This window comes from Actinokineospora iranica (genome assembly GCF_900101685.1).
GTDB classification, from domain to species: Bacteria; Actinomycetota; Actinomycetes; order Mycobacteriales; family Pseudonocardiaceae; genus Actinokineospora; species Actinokineospora iranica.
In genome coordinates this window covers 29940-44323 of sequence record NZ_FMZZ01000006.1, presented here as the reverse complement: position 1 = coordinate 44323, position 14384 = coordinate 29940, and the positions used below count along the sequence as shown (strand labels likewise).

General features: G+C 69.6%; 12 protein-coding genes. 3 read left to right on the top strand and 9 right to left on the bottom strand.

Annotation, left to right across the window (positions count from 1 at the left end):
• Positions 1 to 349: 349 nt before the first annotated feature.
• Positions 350 to 1747 carry an RNB domain-containing ribonuclease gene (locus BLS56_RS13880; protein ID WP_407640519.1) on the bottom strand — a complete coding sequence of 466 codons (1398 nt, stop codon included), beginning with the start codon at positions 1745 to 1747 and terminating at the stop codon, positions 350 to 352.
• A gap of 72 nt (positions 1748 to 1819) precedes the next feature.
• Positions 1820 to 3556, bottom strand: a complete 1737-nt coding sequence (locus BLS56_RS13875; RefSeq protein ID WP_091450463.1) for an NAD+ synthase — start codon at positions 3554 to 3556, stop codon at positions 1820 to 1822.
• A gap of 147 nt (positions 3557 to 3703) precedes the next feature.
• Between BLS56_RS13875 and BLS56_RS13870 the strand changes: the two genes are divergently transcribed.
• A complete protein-coding gene (locus BLS56_RS13870; RefSeq protein WP_091450462.1) occupies positions 3704 to 5281 on the top strand; it encodes an AMP-binding protein in 1578 nt (525 codons plus the stop codon).
• On the opposite strand, the gene BLS56_RS30620 is transcribed toward BLS56_RS13870, so the two are convergent.
• From BLS56_RS30620 to secA2, 6 genes are all read right to left on the bottom strand, one after another.
• On the bottom strand, positions 5278 to 5904 hold the full coding sequence (locus BLS56_RS30620; protein ID WP_139190671.1) for a hypothetical protein: 627 nt from the start codon (positions 5902 to 5904) through the stop codon (positions 5278 to 5280). The two genes, BLS56_RS13870 and BLS56_RS30620, sit on opposite strands and share 4 nt — an antisense overlap.
• A complete protein-coding gene (locus BLS56_RS13860) occupies positions 5901 to 6599 on the bottom strand; it encodes a WXG100 family type VII secretion target (protein WP_091450460.1) in 699 nt (232 codons plus the stop codon). Before BLS56_RS13860 ends, BLS56_RS30620 begins: the two co-directional genes overlap by 4 nt.
• Position 6600: 1 nt before the next feature.
• Complete coding sequence (locus BLS56_RS13855; RefSeq protein ID WP_091450459.1) at positions 6601 to 6924, bottom strand: hypothetical protein; 324 nt, start codon at positions 6922 to 6924, stop codon at positions 6601 to 6603.
• Complete coding sequence (locus tag BLS56_RS13850; RefSeq protein ID WP_091450458.1) at positions 6921 to 7202, bottom strand: hypothetical protein; 282 nt, start codon at positions 7200 to 7202, stop codon at positions 6921 to 6923. Before BLS56_RS13850 ends, BLS56_RS13855 begins: the two co-directional genes overlap by 4 nt.
• Positions 7189 to 7548: a YbaB/EbfC family nucleoid-associated protein gene (locus BLS56_RS13845; RefSeq protein ID WP_175482820.1), complete on the bottom strand. Its 360-nt coding sequence runs from the start codon at positions 7546 to 7548 to the stop codon at positions 7189 to 7191. The genes BLS56_RS13850 and BLS56_RS13845 overlap by 14 nt, the downstream gene beginning before the upstream one ends.
• Positions 7549 to 7783: 235 nt before the next feature.
• On the bottom strand, positions 7784 to 10132 hold the full coding sequence (secA2, locus tag BLS56_RS13840; RefSeq protein ID WP_228771629.1) for an accessory Sec system translocase SecA2: 2349 nt from the start codon (positions 10130 to 10132) through the stop codon (positions 7784 to 7786).
• Positions 10133 to 10271: 139 nt separating this feature from the next.
• Between secA2 and BLS56_RS13835 the strand changes: the two genes are divergently transcribed.
• Positions 10272 to 11813: an alpha/beta hydrolase gene (locus BLS56_RS13835; RefSeq protein WP_091450455.1), complete on the top strand. Its 1542-nt coding sequence runs from the start codon at positions 10272 to 10274 to the stop codon at positions 11811 to 11813.
• A 15-nt stretch (positions 11814 to 11828) separates the two neighbouring features.
• Positions 11829 to 13379, top strand: a complete 1551-nt coding sequence (locus BLS56_RS13830) for an alpha/beta hydrolase (protein ID WP_091450454.1) — start codon at positions 11829 to 11831, stop codon at positions 13377 to 13379.
• A 12-nt stretch (positions 13380 to 13391) separates the two neighbouring features.
• On the opposite strand, the gene BLS56_RS13825 is transcribed toward BLS56_RS13830, so the two are convergent.
• The gene (locus BLS56_RS13825) at positions 13392 to 14378 is read right to left on the bottom strand and encodes a DMT family transporter (protein ID WP_091450453.1); all 987 of its coding nucleotides are present in this window, start codon (positions 14376 to 14378) and stop codon (positions 13392 to 13394) included.
• Positions 14379 to 14384 lie beyond the last annotated feature (6 nt).

Here is a 14384-nt window from a genome sequence, read left to right as displayed (position 1 = left end):
GAGCCTTCGGCCCCACGACCACGGCAAGTTTAGGGATCTTCCTTCACCCCCGAAGAAACCACTCCACCCCATCGAGCACTGGGCGGGCGCTGGTTCTGCCTGGCAGGGGGGCGGGTGTGCTCCTTGCCCCCACCCTGCTGGCACTGGTAGGACTGGGCTCGGCAGGCAGGGGGCGCTGCTCCACCCCCGTCTGACACCTGGCAGGCCCTGGGTGCAGGTGGGTGGTGTGCCGTTCCGCCCCCCGTTGCACACTGGCCCAGCCCTGGGGGCCTGGCCGGGTCGCGGACCCGGTTGGAAACCCGAGACACCACTTTGGTTCCACCCGATCCAGCCCACCCAGGGCAGTCCCTCACACCCGCTCGAAGGCCACCTTGCGCCGTACCTCGTCGGCCTCTGTCAGGCGCACTCGGATGGTTTCGCCTTCAGGGAGGGATGTTCCGGTGCACCTGGCCAGGACTGGTGGGTTGGCGATGAAGATTTCCGCTGTCGCAGGCTCCGCGCGTAGGGCCACCGCGTCGAACTCCTGGCCGATCTGGTCGTGGAGGACCCAGGCTTCCACCTGGTCCAGGCAGGCTCGGTCGACCTTGCTTGCCAGGCTGTCGGAGGATTCCATCAGAACCGGCAGGCTGGGGAGGGCCTCCCGCACCCAGGCCGGGATTTCCTTGCCCGCGCAAACCGCCAGGCAGATTTCGGTGCCGAAACGGTCTACCAGTCTGCGTAGTGGGGCGGTGACGTGCGCGTAGGAGGCAGCGACGCCTGCGTGGGTGCTCAGGGGTGGCACCGCGCCGTCGAAGACGGTGTAACCGGCGCCGCGTAGGAGGCGGGTGGCGTCCATGAAGAGGGCCAAGGCCGCGGGCTGGGTCGGGTCCAGCTCGGACAGCAGCTTGGCGGTGCTCTTCTCCTTCGGCCAGGTGATGCCCAGCGCCTTCGCCGACCGGCGCAGCCACTGGACCGCGCTGGCGTCGGGGTCGGGCAGGGTGCGCAGGACGCCTACCCGGACGTCCAGCATGATCTTTGCCGCCGCCATGCCGGTCAGCAGGGAGATCTCGGCGTTCCATGCGTCCACCTGGGTGCGCGGGCGCAGCACCAGGCGCCAACCGGCGCCGTCAGGTTCGACTTCCTGCTCGGGGAGCTGCAACTCCACCGCGCCGCGTCGGATCGCCAGGGCGCGGCGTAACCGGCCCAGGTCGGGGAGGGCCGCCACCGAGGGGTGGGGGTTGCCGTGGTCGAAACCCGCCTGGACGGTCTCGTAGTCGAACTGCGCCACCGACCGCACCAGGGCCCGTTCCACGCGGGCGTCGACGGGCTCGCAGGCGGCGTCCAGGTCGATCGTCCACAGCGCGGCTGGGCTCACCTGGTTCGGGAGGAGGCTCGCGATGCCTTCGGACAGGACAGTCGGGTGGAGGGGGACGTTGCCGTCCGGTAGGTAGATCGTCTGGCCGCGTTTGCGGACCTCGGCGTCGAGCGCGCCCCCGGGCACGACGAACGCCCCGAGGTCGGCGATCGCGTAGTGCAGCCGGTACCCATCGCCGCGCCGGTTGATGGCCACGGCCTGGTCCAGGTCCTTCGCCCCGGGCGGGTCGATGGTGACCAGCGGCAGGTCGGTCGCGTCCACCCGGGCGCCGCGCGCGCCGTCGGAGACGGCCTGCTCTGCCTCGGCCAGCGCGGCTGCGGGGAACTGTTCGGGCAGTGCGAAGTCTTGGCGGACCCGGGCGAAGTCCACGGCCGCACCGTCCGTCCCGATCACCCTGGAGTTCACGCTGGCACCCTAACCGGTGAACGCCGTTCGTGGCCGGTGCGCGCGGGACCTCTTCCTGTCTTATGGCAGGTCCAGCGGGGCGCCCTCGCGCCAGGCGTTGGTGATCGGGAGCCTGCGGTCCCGGCCGAACGCCTTGAAGCTGATCTTGGTGCCCGGCGGGTACTGGCGGCGCTTGTACTCGGCCCGGTCGACCATCCGCAGCACCCGGTCGACCAGCTCCGGGGCGAACCCGGCGTCGATCAGGTCGTCGTAGCCGCGGTCGCCTTCGATGTAGTCGTCCAGGACGTCGTCAAGCAGTTCGTAGTCCGGCAGCGAGTCGCTGTCCATCTGACCCGGCCGCAGCTCGGCCGAGGGCGGCTTGCTGATCGAGCTCTCCGGGATGGGCGGGGCCTCGCCGTGCTTCTCGGCCTCGGCGTTGCGCCAGCGGGCCAGGGCCCACACCAGGGTCTTGGGCACGTCCTTGATCGGGGCGAACCCGCCGACGGCGTCGCCGTAGATGGTGGAGTAGCCCACGGCCAGCTCGGTCTTGTTGCCGGTGGCCAGAACCAGGTGCCCGTGCTGGTTGGACAGTCCCATCAGCGTCACACCCCGGCAGCGCGCCTGCACGTTCTCCTCCGCCAGCCCGGTCAGGCCAAGCTGGTCGACGAACACCTCGACCATCCCCGCGATCGGCTGCTCGGTGTAGTGCAGCCCGGTCCGCTCGGCCAGGTCGCTGGCGTCCGAACGCGAGTGGTCCGACGAGTACACCGACGGCATGGACACCCCGTAGACCGCGTCCGCCCCCAGCGCGTCCACCGCCAGCGCCGCGCACACCGCCGAGTCGATCCCCCCGGACAGCCCCAGCACCACCGACCGGAACCCGTTCTTCTGCGCGTAGTCGCGCAGCCCGGTGACCAGCGCCGCCCACACCTCGGCTTCCTCCGGCAGCGGCTCGGCGAGGCTGCCCGCGTGCTGCGGCTCATAGCCGGGCACCGCCTCCGCCGACACGGTCACCCGCCGCACCGAGAAGTCGTCAACGGCCTCGGCGTCGCTCTTCGCCGCACCCCCCGGCAAGTCGAGGTCAACCAGCGCCAGATCCTCGACAAACTGCGGCGCGCGTGCGAGCAGCGTCCCATCAGCACCGACGACCATCGAGTCACCGTCGAAAACCAGATCGTCCTGACCGCCAACCTGGTTCACATAGACCAGCGGCGCACCAGCCTCTTGCGCCCGCCGCGCGACCAGCGGCAACCGCGCGTCGTCCTTCTTGCGCTCATACGGCGAAGCATTGGGCGAGACCACCAGATCGACCCCAGCCCGCCCCAGCGCGGCGATCGGCCCGCCCTCCTGCCAGATGTCCTCGCAGATGACCATGCCCACCTCCAGCCCCCGCACCCGCACGATGTCCAGGGACCGCCCAGCCTTGAAGTAGCGGCGCTCATCGAACACGCCATAGTTCGGCAGGTGGTGCTTGTACTGCCGGGCAACAACCTCACCACCGTGCAGGACAGCGGCCGCGTTGCGCGCGCCAACCTCATCCCGGTCGAGATAACCGACATACACGGCGATCTCCCCGCACCCGTTGTCGGCCAGCGTCTCAGCCAGCGCCGCCAACGCCGTGCGCGCGGCATGTCCGAAGGACTCCCGCAGGGCCAGGTCCTCCACCGGGTAGCCGGTGAGCGCCATCTCCGGGAACACGACCAGGTGCGCCCCCGCCTCAACGGCCTTGCGGGTCCAGGCGAGCACCATGGCCGAGTTGCCGGACAGATCCCCGACAGTGGGGTTGACCTGGGCCAAGGCGATACGAAGCTGCGGCATGTCACCATCCTCCACCATGTTTTCGCCTTAGAGGCGAAAATGTGACGGGGGTCAGCCTACGTCCCCAACGGACACCCTAGGTCCACCGGGCCGCCCCGACGTGCGACACCCACGGACGAGTTCCCGCTCCCTATGTACTGTGCGGCTGTGAGCCGGATCGTGACAGCCATGCTGACCAGCGGAAACCGGCGCGATCGGGGAATCGTGGTCGGGGAACCCAGGGCAGCGGAGCGGTTCGCCTGGTCTCAGGTGCACGAGCGAGCCAGGCGGATCGCCGGGGCGCTGGTCGGCGGTGGCGTCCCGGCCAGGGCGACCGTGGCGATTCTCGCCGGAGAGCCCGCGGTGATCGCGCCTGCCGTGCAAGCGGTCTGGCTCGCGGGCGGGACCGTCGCCATGCTGCACCTGCCGACCTCGCGGACAGGACTGCGGACGTGGTCCGAGACGACCCTGGAGGCCCTTCGCCTGGTGTCGGCGGACGTCGTGCTGATCGACCGGCCGTTCGCCTCGTTCGCGGCGAAACTGGCAGACGTTGGCATCCCGTTCATGATGATCGCCGACCTGACCGGGAAACCGCTCGCCGACGTCGTGCCGAGCGGGGACGACGAACCGGCGCTGCTGCAACTGACCAGCGGTTCGACGGCGGAACCCAAGGCCGTGGTCCTCACCCACGCGAACATCCACGCCAACGTGATCGCGATGCTCGCGGCTACCCGCACCGATGTGGAACGGGAGGTCTTTCTCTCTTGGCTGCCGCTGTTCCACGACATGGGCATGATGGGATTCCTGTTGCTGCCCATGGCGTTCGGCGCCGACCTGGTCAGCGTGACGCCGCGGGACTTCCTGTTCCATCCGCTGATCTGGGCCGAGCTGATAAGCAAGCACCGGGCCACCGTCACCGCCGGGCCGGACTTCTCCTACGGGCTGCTCGGCCGGGAACTCGCGGCTGTCCCGGATGGCACCTACGATCTGTCCAGCTTGCGCATCGCGCTCAATGGCAGCGACCCGATCGACCCGCGGTCCGTGGACTCGTTCGTCACCGCGGGCCGTCGCTTCGGCCTGGCCGAGCGCGTGGTGCTCCCGGCCTACGGGTTGGCCGAGGCCACCGTCGCGGTGTCGTTCTCGTCACCGGGCACGGGCCTGCGGCTCGATGCGGGCCTGGCGCTGCTCGGCCCGCCGCTGCCCGGCGTGGAGGTGCGCGTCAGCGGCGAAGACGGCCGCGAATGCGGCGACCGCGAGGTGGGGGAGTTGTGGATACGGGGCCCGTCGGTGTCCCGGCGCTACCTGACGGTGGACGGCCCGGTGCCAACCCACCGCGACCAGGGCTGGCTGCCCACCGGCGACCTCGGCTACCTCGCCGACGGCGAGATCGTCATCCGCGGCCGAATCACCGATGTGATCACCATCGGCGGCAGGCGCGTCTATCCGACCGACGTCGAACGCGCCGCCGCCTCGGTGCCTGGCGTGCGCGCGGGCAACGTGGTGGCGCTGCGGCTGGACGAGGGCGCCCGCCGAGAACGGTTCGCGGTCGCCTTCGAGTCCACCCTGGCAGGCGACGCGGCCGAGGAGCGGCGACTGTGCGACGAGGTGGCCGCCGCCGTCGTCCACGCTGTCTCAGCGTCCCCGGCCGCGGTCATCGCCGTGCCGCCCGGCGCTCTGCCCAAGACCTCATCAGGCAAGCTACGCCGGGCGGCCGCCAAATCCCGCTTCGTCGCCCGTCTTCGTTAATCCCGCAGCAGGCGCGCCGCCACGGCGGCGGCGAACCGCTCGGCTGGCTCGCGCAACCGGCCGGGGATCTCCTGCCATCCCACCGTGGTGTTGTCCGTGGCGTCAGGAGCGTAGTCCCGGCCGCCTACCGTGATATCGGCGATCATATTGCTGACCCGGATCTCGACGTTCCACCCGATGTCGAGAACCCCGTCTCCCGGCCAGCTCGCGTGCTCGTCGCCGATTGGCGGTCCGTTTGGGGACACGACATCCGACCGGGGCAATGTGGGATTGCGGAAATCTCGAACCGCGTTCGCGACGGCCGAATCGCCATGGTAAAGGCGGTATGTCACCGAAATGTCTCGTTCATAGGGCCCACGACTTTGCCTCAACGAGTAGTGAGTGTCCATAAACCGGACCGTGCACGATATGTAGACATCATTTACCGGACCGAGAACGGGTGCGGCGTTCCGTTGGAGACCATACAGCGGGCCGGTCGTTTCCCGCAGACCTTCTTCAAGGCCGTCGAAACACCGATCCTTGTCGGGCAGGTCTGAGAGTCGCGGCCGCTCCGCGCTGCTCGCGCAGGATGCGAGCCCCAGGACGACCAGGATGGCCATGGCGACTCTGGCGATCCGGCTCATGTCGCGGGTTTGACCTTCCAGTTGCCGTTTTCCCCGACCGAGGCAGGCGCCGTGTCCGGGATCTTCAAGTCGACTGCCTTGCTTTCGAGGTCGAACGCGCTTTTGCTGTACCCGTCCATGACGTCCAACGCCTTCTGTGCCAGCGTCGACGTACTGGTCACGAACCTACCGAGCAGGGTGAGCACACCCTCGGCCACGGCACCCCACAGCTTCGCCCAGTTTCCGGCGATCCCGCCCGCCGCCGCGAGAATATCCGCAGCGCACTGGCCGATGAACTGAATCCCCGACTTGTAGGTTTCGGTGATGTGCTTGTGCATCTCCTGAATCAATTTGCCCATTTCCGTCAGCACCTGGGCGTTCGCTTTCACCACCTCTTGGACCTGTCCGATGTACCCGGCGAAGGAGTCGAACGCGGGCCCCTGCCAGTACGCCTTCACGTCCAACAAGCACGAGGTGAGCCCACCGGAGGATTGATCCATGTGATGCTTCGCGTCGACACCCCACTGGTGGGCGAGGCTGGTCACGATCTCCGGATGCCCTAGCCAGTCGCGAACCTCGTCCACCAACTTGCGGACGAGTGGATTGCCCGCCTTGTCGCCCCAGTACACCACGGTTGCCGCGCTGTCATACGGAAACACACGATTGTCCGCACCCGCGGGTACCGGGTACCCGCCGACGACCTCGGTCCCGCCCATCTCAACGCCCCAGTTTCTCGTCTATGTAGTTGAACTTGCGGTATTCGTCCGCGTCCACCGACTCGTAATGCTTGGCCACCTCGTTCAGGGTGGAACCGGCGTCGGTGAGTCGCTGGCTGCCTTCGCCCAGTCTGTTCTGCACCGTGTCCAAGGCGCGGTTGTACGCCTCGTGCGTGTTCTTCAGCCGACCGAGCAGGCCCAGTGTGTCCTGGCCCATGTAGTGATCCCGGATCGCGCCGTGTGCCGATCCCCAGTGCCCCGCCGCCTCGTCCAGTTTGGTCACCGCGTTGCGAAGAGCGGCAGGCACGACGTGGTAGTCGGTCATTGTTCGCTCCCCACCTGACGGTTCGCTCGGGATTCGGCGCGCGTGATGGCGTCCACCACGGCGGCCGCCAGCACGGCCTCGGTGCTGACCTGGATGTTTCGCTGGTCGAGATCGATCGAGAGCAGCGCGCCGTATCCGTTCACTCGCACTGTGCCCAGTTCTGGCCGGATTTCTTCCTCGATCGTCCGTGCCGCTTTCGCGGCGGCGTCCGCGCGGGCCCGTGCGGTGGTCGCCTCGATCTCGCTGACCAGTCGGTAGATTTCCTCAATACCGGACATCGTCGAGGCCCTCGGAACCGGCGTAACGGGCGAACAGGTGGTTGTACTGCTCGGCTGTCATCTCATCCTGCCGTTGGCGTGCGGTGTCGATGGCTTCTTTGATCTCGGCGGCGAGCGTGGCCGCGGGCATCGACCTGACCGATCCGCGGGCGATGCGCAACTCCAGGATCGTGCCCTCGCCGTCGACGGCGCAGGTCACCTTGCCGGTCTCGGACTGCGCCTGGCTTCGTAGGTCTCGCAGGTTCGCCCGTAGCGTTGCCAATTGCCCGAGTTGTTCCTGAATCTCACGCTGCGCTCGCGCGAGTTCGTCGTGGTTTGTCGGTCTCAACGCTGCCCCCAGTGGCATTGTGGAATCCGTCTTTTTGACAGACAGATTGGCTATTCCGCGCATTCGTCGTATCGGAGGCGCGGAATGAGCATAGTGCGAGCTAGCAGTATGGCTCTCGCGTCGCGCGATGTGTTCCACTAACCGGGTGAACGGTTAGCGGTCCATTTGTCCGCAAGCTGGGTGCGGTGTGGCGGAATGTAAGCGTTCGAATCTGACCTGATCGCCCAATCGGGTTGATCGCCAAGTGGTCCGCTCACGAACGCCCGGCCTTCACCTTTCGCATCGAAGCCCGAACCCGTTGCAACGCCTGCTCGGCATCGGAGTCGAACGGATTGTCGTGGACCATGTAAGTCCACGTAGACGTAGGCCGCCGCAATCCAGCCGTCTCCAGGTCAACCCCGTCCGCGCCGATCTCCGCGCTCTCCAGCGTCTCGCCGGAAAGCTCGCCGACCTCCTTCAAGATCCCCCGGAACTCGCCGATCGCCGCCCGGTGGAACTCGTCAATCGGCGTTTCCCTGGCCAGCGCCCGCAGATGGATCGTCTCCCGGACGTCCGACAGGAACGCCAGGTGCCGCGACCACCGCTGATCCAGGTGGAACAGCACGATCTGCCGCGCCACCTTCGTCAACATCTCGTCGTCCAGTTTCTCGGCCAGCTCTTTCCAGCGTGCCGGTGAGCGCTCGGCGAGCTGACGCGCCGCGAGGTCGGTGCGCAGCACGTCGTCGCGGTAAGCCAGCACCAGGTCGCGCTGGTGTTCGATCAGCCTGGTGTACCGCCAGGTGTTGCGGTGGATGTCGAGGTGCACGCCTTCGGCGACTCGCTGCGCGTGCTCGATGAACCGCTGCGCGGTCACGTCGTCGTCGTAGCGGCCGTCGTCCTCGGGGTCGGACCCGGCTTCGGCTTCCGGCGCGTACTGGACGACCAGTTCGTCGGCGAGGCTGGCGAACACCACCGACCCGCCCGGGTCGCCTTGGCGGCCGGAGCGGCCGCGGAGCTGGTTGTCGAGCCTGCTGCTGGGGTAGTGGCCGCAGGCGATCACGTACAGGCCGCCCAGGTCGGCGACCTTGTCGTGGTCGTTGTCGTCGCCGTCGGCGCCGCCGAGGCGGATGTCGGTGCCGCGTCCGGCCATCTGGGTGGACACGGTGACCGCCGCGTGCGCGCCCGCGTCGGCGACGATCGCCGCCTCTTGGGCGTCGTTCTTCGCGTTGAGCACCACGCTCTCCACGCCCGCCTCGGTCAGTTTCTCGGCGATCCGCTCGGACTCGGCGACGTCCATGGTGCCGACCAGGATCGGCCGCCCGGTCTTGTGCTGGGCGACGATCTCGGCGACCAGCGCGGCTTCCTTGCGCTCGACCGTGTCGTAGATCCGGTCGGGTTCGTCCTCGCGGACGCACGGCTTGTTCGGCGGGATCACCGACACCTTGAGCTCGTAGAACTCGCGCAGCTGCTCGGCGACGGCCTGCGCGGTGCCGGTCATGCCGCAGACCCGCTGGTAGCGGCCGACCAGGCCCTGCACGGAGATCGAGTCGAGCACCTCGCCGCTCTCGGTCGGCTTGAGCCGCTCCTTGGCCTCGACGGCGGCCTGCAACCCGTCCGGCCAGCGCTGCAGCAGCGCGATCCGGCCGCGGGAGGTGTTGATCAGGTGGACCTTGCCGTCGCGGACGATGTAGTCGACGTCGCGTTGCAGCAGCGCGTGCGCGTGCAGGGCGGCGTTGACCGCGGCGAGCCGGTCGGAGTGGTCGCCGGAGTAGAGGTCGATGTCGCCGAGCGCTTTCTCGACCACCTTCGCGCCGCGGCTGGTCAGCCAGGCGTTGCGGTTGTCCTCGTCGCGCTCGTAGTGCTGCCCGGGGCGCAGCGTCCGCACGATCTTGGCCACCTCCGGGTCGCCCTGGGCGTCGTCGGTGGACCCGGCCATGACCAGCGGCACCCGCGCCTCGTCCACCAGCACCGAGTCGGCCTCGTCGACCAGCGCCACGTCCGGCGGGGTCTGCACCAGGTCGGCGGAGTCCACGCACAGCCGGTCGCGCAGGACGTCGAACCCGATCTCGCTGACCGCGCCGTAGGTGACCTCGCAGCGGTAGGCGGCGCGCCGCTGCTCGGGCGTGGACTCCTGCTCGACCCAGCCGACGGACACGCCGAGCAGCTCGTAGACCGGCCGCATCCACTCCGCGTCGCGCCGGGCGAGGTAGTCGTTGACCGACATGACGTGCACCGACCGTCCCTGCACGGCGTACCCGGCAGCGGCCAGCGCGCCCGCGAGGGTCTTGCCCTCGCCGGTGCCCATCTCCACGACCCGGCCGTGCAGCAGCTCCATCGCGCCGACGAGCTGCATGTCGTAGGGCCGCTGGTCGAGCCCGCGCCGCGCCGCCTCCCGGCCCAGCGCGCACAGCTCCACCATGCCCTGGGCGTCGAGGCCCTTCGCGGCCTTGCCACGCAGCTCCTTCGCCGCCTCGGTCAGCTCGGCGTCGGAGAGCTTGGCGACCCGCTCTTCCCGCCACTGGATCGAGGCCAGCACCTCGGCGTACTTCTTGAGGTCGACGGTCGACGGCCGCTCCAGCAGGCGCTGGAACCGGCTCTTGACCCGTGTCAGAAACGCAGCCACGTCTCCGGCCACCTCTCCCTCGTCCAACAGTGACGCAATTCTCGCCTTGCAGGTAACGGTGCAGCACGGCAGGTGAGTTCCGCATTCGGGTGGCAGGATCGGCCCGGTGCGGAGGTCGAGCGGTGTCGTGCTGGTTGTCATGCTGCTCGCCGTGCTGGCGGGCTGCTCACCGGCCGGGCCGCAAGCGCCGGAAACCGAGCGCAACGGCCCGACCGGCGCGGTCCCCGCAGGCCTCGACCGGTTCTATGGGCAGCCGCTGACCTGGGAGAACTGTGCGGGATACGCCAAGGCCGACGTCGACCGGGGTCCGCTGACCACCACCGCGGGCGTGCGGTGCGCCCGGCTGACCGTCCCGCTCGACTACGCCGAACCCGACGGCGACACCATCACCATCGGCGTCCTGCGCAAGCCCGCCACCCGGCCCGACCAGCGGATCGGCTCGCTGGTGATCAACCCGGGCGGGCCGGGCGCTGCCGGGCTGGCCACGGCGGCGCGGCTGTCCGGGGCGAGCACGCTCGACGAGCGGTTCGACTTCGTCGGCTTCGACCCGCGCGGCGTCGGGTCAAGCGAGCCGACCGTGCGCTGCCTGACCGACGCCGAACGCGACGCCGAGCGCGCCGACGACGACGAACTCGACACCTCCCCGTCCGGGGTCGCCAAGGTCGAGGCGGACGAGCGGGACTACGCCGCCAAGTGCGCCCAGCGCACCGGCAAGGGCGCGGCGATGCTGGCCAACATCGGCACCCGCGACGTGGTGCGCGACATCGACGTCCTGCGTTCCGTGCTCGGCGACGAGAAGCTCACCTACCTGGGCTACTCGTACGGCACCCGCATCGGCAGCGTCTACGCCGAGACCTTCCCGGGCAATGTGCGCGCCATGGTCCTCGACGGCGCCCTCGACCCCACCCAGGACGCGGTCGCCGAACTCGTCGCCCAGGCCGAGGGCTTCCAGCGCGCGTTCACCGATTTCGTCGCCTGGTGCGTGCAGCGGCAGGACTGCGCTCTCGGCCGGGACGCGAACCGCGCCCAGGCCCGCTACCAGGAACTCACGCGCCCGTTGGGCGAGCGCCCGGTAGACGTCGGCGACGGGCGGCGGCTGTCGTACTCGGACGCCACCACCGCCGTTATCCAGGCCCTCTATAGCGAAGACCTGTGGGAACTGCTCAACACCGGTCTCAACGAACTGCGCCAGAACCGGGCCCGCACTCTTATGCTGCTCGCCGACTCTTACCTGGAACGCGGCCCGGACGGCCGGTACTCCACCACCCAGGACGCGTTCACCGCCGTGCGCTGCGTGGACGACCCCCGGGTGACCGACAAGGCCGTCGTCCGCGAGGCGCAGCGCCGCTACAAGGCCGCCGCGCCGTTCCTCGACGACGGCCGCCCGCCGACCGACTCGCTCGACGCGTGCGCGTTCTGGCCCGTCCCCAACAGCGGTCAGCCGCACCTGCCCGCCGCAGGCGGCCTGCCGCCGGTCCTGGTCATCTCCACGACCGGCGACCCGGCCACCCCGTACGACGCTGGCGTCGCGCTGGCCAAGGCGCTCGGCGGTGCCCTGCTCACCTACGAGGCCACCCAGCACACCGCGTTCCTGCAGGGCTCGGCCTGCGTGGACGCCGCCGGGGCGGCCTACCTCACCGACCTGCGGCTGCCGCCGGAGGGGACCCGCTGCTCGGCGTGATGCGAGGATGGGCGGGTGTCGAGATTCCGCCTGGTCCCGCTGCTCGCGCTTCTGGTGGCCCTGCTCAGCGCCTGCACGGTCTCCGTCTCCGGGACGGCGGTCATCGGCACCGTCGAGCAGGTGGGTCCGAAGGGCCCGGTGCCCGCCGGGCTTGAGCGCTTCTACAGCCAGCCGCTGACCTGGAGCGACTGCCGCGCCTACATCCACGACGACGAGAGCCGCACGGCGTTCGTCAAGCGCGACATCCGCTGCGCCCGGCTCACCGTCCCGCTCGACTACGCCAATCCGGGCGGCCGGGAGATCACCATCGGCGTGCTGCGCAGGCAGGCGGCGAAGGCCCGGCTGGGCGCGCTGGTGCTGAACCCGGGCGGTCCGGGCGGGTCCGGGATGAGCGCGGCCGTGTCGGTCGCGACCAAGGCCAAGCGCACCGAGCTGGCCGACCGCTTCGACATCGTCGGCTTCGACCCGCGCGGCGTCGGCGCCAGCGAGCCGCGCGTCCGCTGCCTCACCGGCCCCGAGATGGACGCCGACCGCATCGACCCGCCGGAGACGACCGTCGCCGACGCGGAGGCGGAGAACCAGGACTTCGCCGCCAAGTGCGCCGAGCGCACCGGCGTCGACGTGCTGGCCAACATCGGCACCCGCGACGTCGTGCGCGACATGGACGTCCTGCGCTCTGCGCTCGGCGAGGAGAAGCTGACTTACCTGGGCTACTCGTACGGCACGCGCATCGGCACCGCCTACGCCGAGGCCTTCCCCGGCAACGTCCGCGCGATGGTCCTCGACGGCGCCGTCGACCCGCTGGAGGACCCGGCGCAGCAGGCCATCGGCCAGGCCCAGGGCTTCGAGAAGGCCCTCGCCGACTACTTCGCCTGGTGCGCAGAGCGGCCCGCGTGCGTGATCAAGACCAAGGACGACCTCCGCGCCAAGATCGACGCTTTGGAAACCGCCCCCCTCTCCGTCGGCGGCAGGCGGCTGTCCGCGTCGGACGCCACGACCGGCATCGCCGCCGCCCTCTACTCCGACGACGTGTGGCCGGTCCTCTCCGACGCGCTCGCCGGGCTGGCCAAGGGCAGCGGCGTGACCCTGATGCTCCTGGCCGACCTCTACCTGGGCCGGGCCAGCGACGGCGAGTACTCCGGGTCCATGGACGCCCTGATCGCCGTCCGCTGTGTCGACGAGCCCCGGCTCACCGACCGCGCCAAGCTGGCCGAGGTCGCCACCCGGGTCGCCGAGGCCACCAAGGGCTCCTTCCTCACCGACACCGACCCGCCGCTGCCCGCCCTGGACCCGTGCGCGTTCTGGCCCGCGCCCAACACCACCGAGCCCCATCAGCCCGTCGTCACCGGCGCTCCCCGGCTCCTGGTCGTCTCCACGACCGGCGACCCGGCCACGCCCCACCAGGCGGGCGTCAACCTGGCGAAATCCCTCGACGCCCGCCTGCTGACCTACGAGGCCACCCAGCACACCGCGTTCCTCCAGGGCGACGAGTGCGTGGACTCCGTCGGCATTCGCTACCTGGTCGACCTGTCCCTGCCCGCCGCCGACATGACCTGCGAGGGCTAGGACCAGCCCGCGTCAGGTGGTGGCGTCGACCGTGGCCTTGGCCTCGGCAGCGGGCTTGGGCTCGGGCTCGGGCTCGGCCACCGGACGGTTGCGGCGGGGGAGCTTGCCGTTGGTCACGGCCAGGACCGCGCCCACGAGCATGACCGCCGCGCCCACGCCCTGGAGCAGGCTGAACGTCTCGTGCAGGAAGACCACCGAGCAGATCGCGCCGAAGACGGGCGAGGTGAACATCATGATCGAGGCCGTCGTCGCGCCCAGCGACCGGATGCCGCTGTAGTACAGGATGTAGGCGACCACCGTGGGGCCAAGCACCAGGTAGCCGACGTTGAGCCAGACCGCTGTCGGGACCGTCTCCCACGCGACGTCCGGCACGGACGGGGCGGCGAACAGGGCCAGGGCCACCGCGCCCGCCACGGTGGCGTAGGTGGTGGCGCGCAGGGACTCGATGCCGCGCATGGTGTGCGGGACGGTCAAGGTGTAGGCCGACCAGCAGACCGCGCCGAGCAGGTAGACGAAGTCGCCCAGCAGCCGGTCCGTGCCGCCGCTGAAGTCGCCGCCGACGCCCATGAAGAACAGGATCGCGCCGCCCAGACCGGCCGACAGGCCGATCACCCGGGCGGTGGAGACCTTCTCGCGGCCGGACAGGACGACGAACGCGGTGGTCAGGATGGGGCTCAGGACCGGGACGATGATCGTGCCGTCCAGGGACGGGGCCAGTGACAGGCCCCAGAAGAAAAACGTGTTGTACCCGAAGACGCCGAGCAGGCCCGCCAGTCCCGCGCGGGTCTTGGCCCTGGGCGGCTCGCCGCTGCGGTCACCGCCGAAGAGCTTCAGGACCAGCAGCAGCACCAGCGCGCCGCCGCCGAACCGCAGCACCGCCGCGACGCTGTGCGGCACGGCGTCGACCACGATTTTCGAGCTCGCGAAAGCGCTCCCCCACAGCGCCATGGTGGTGACGAGCTGCAAATAGGCACGGCCATACCCAGGACTGTCGATCATTCTCAT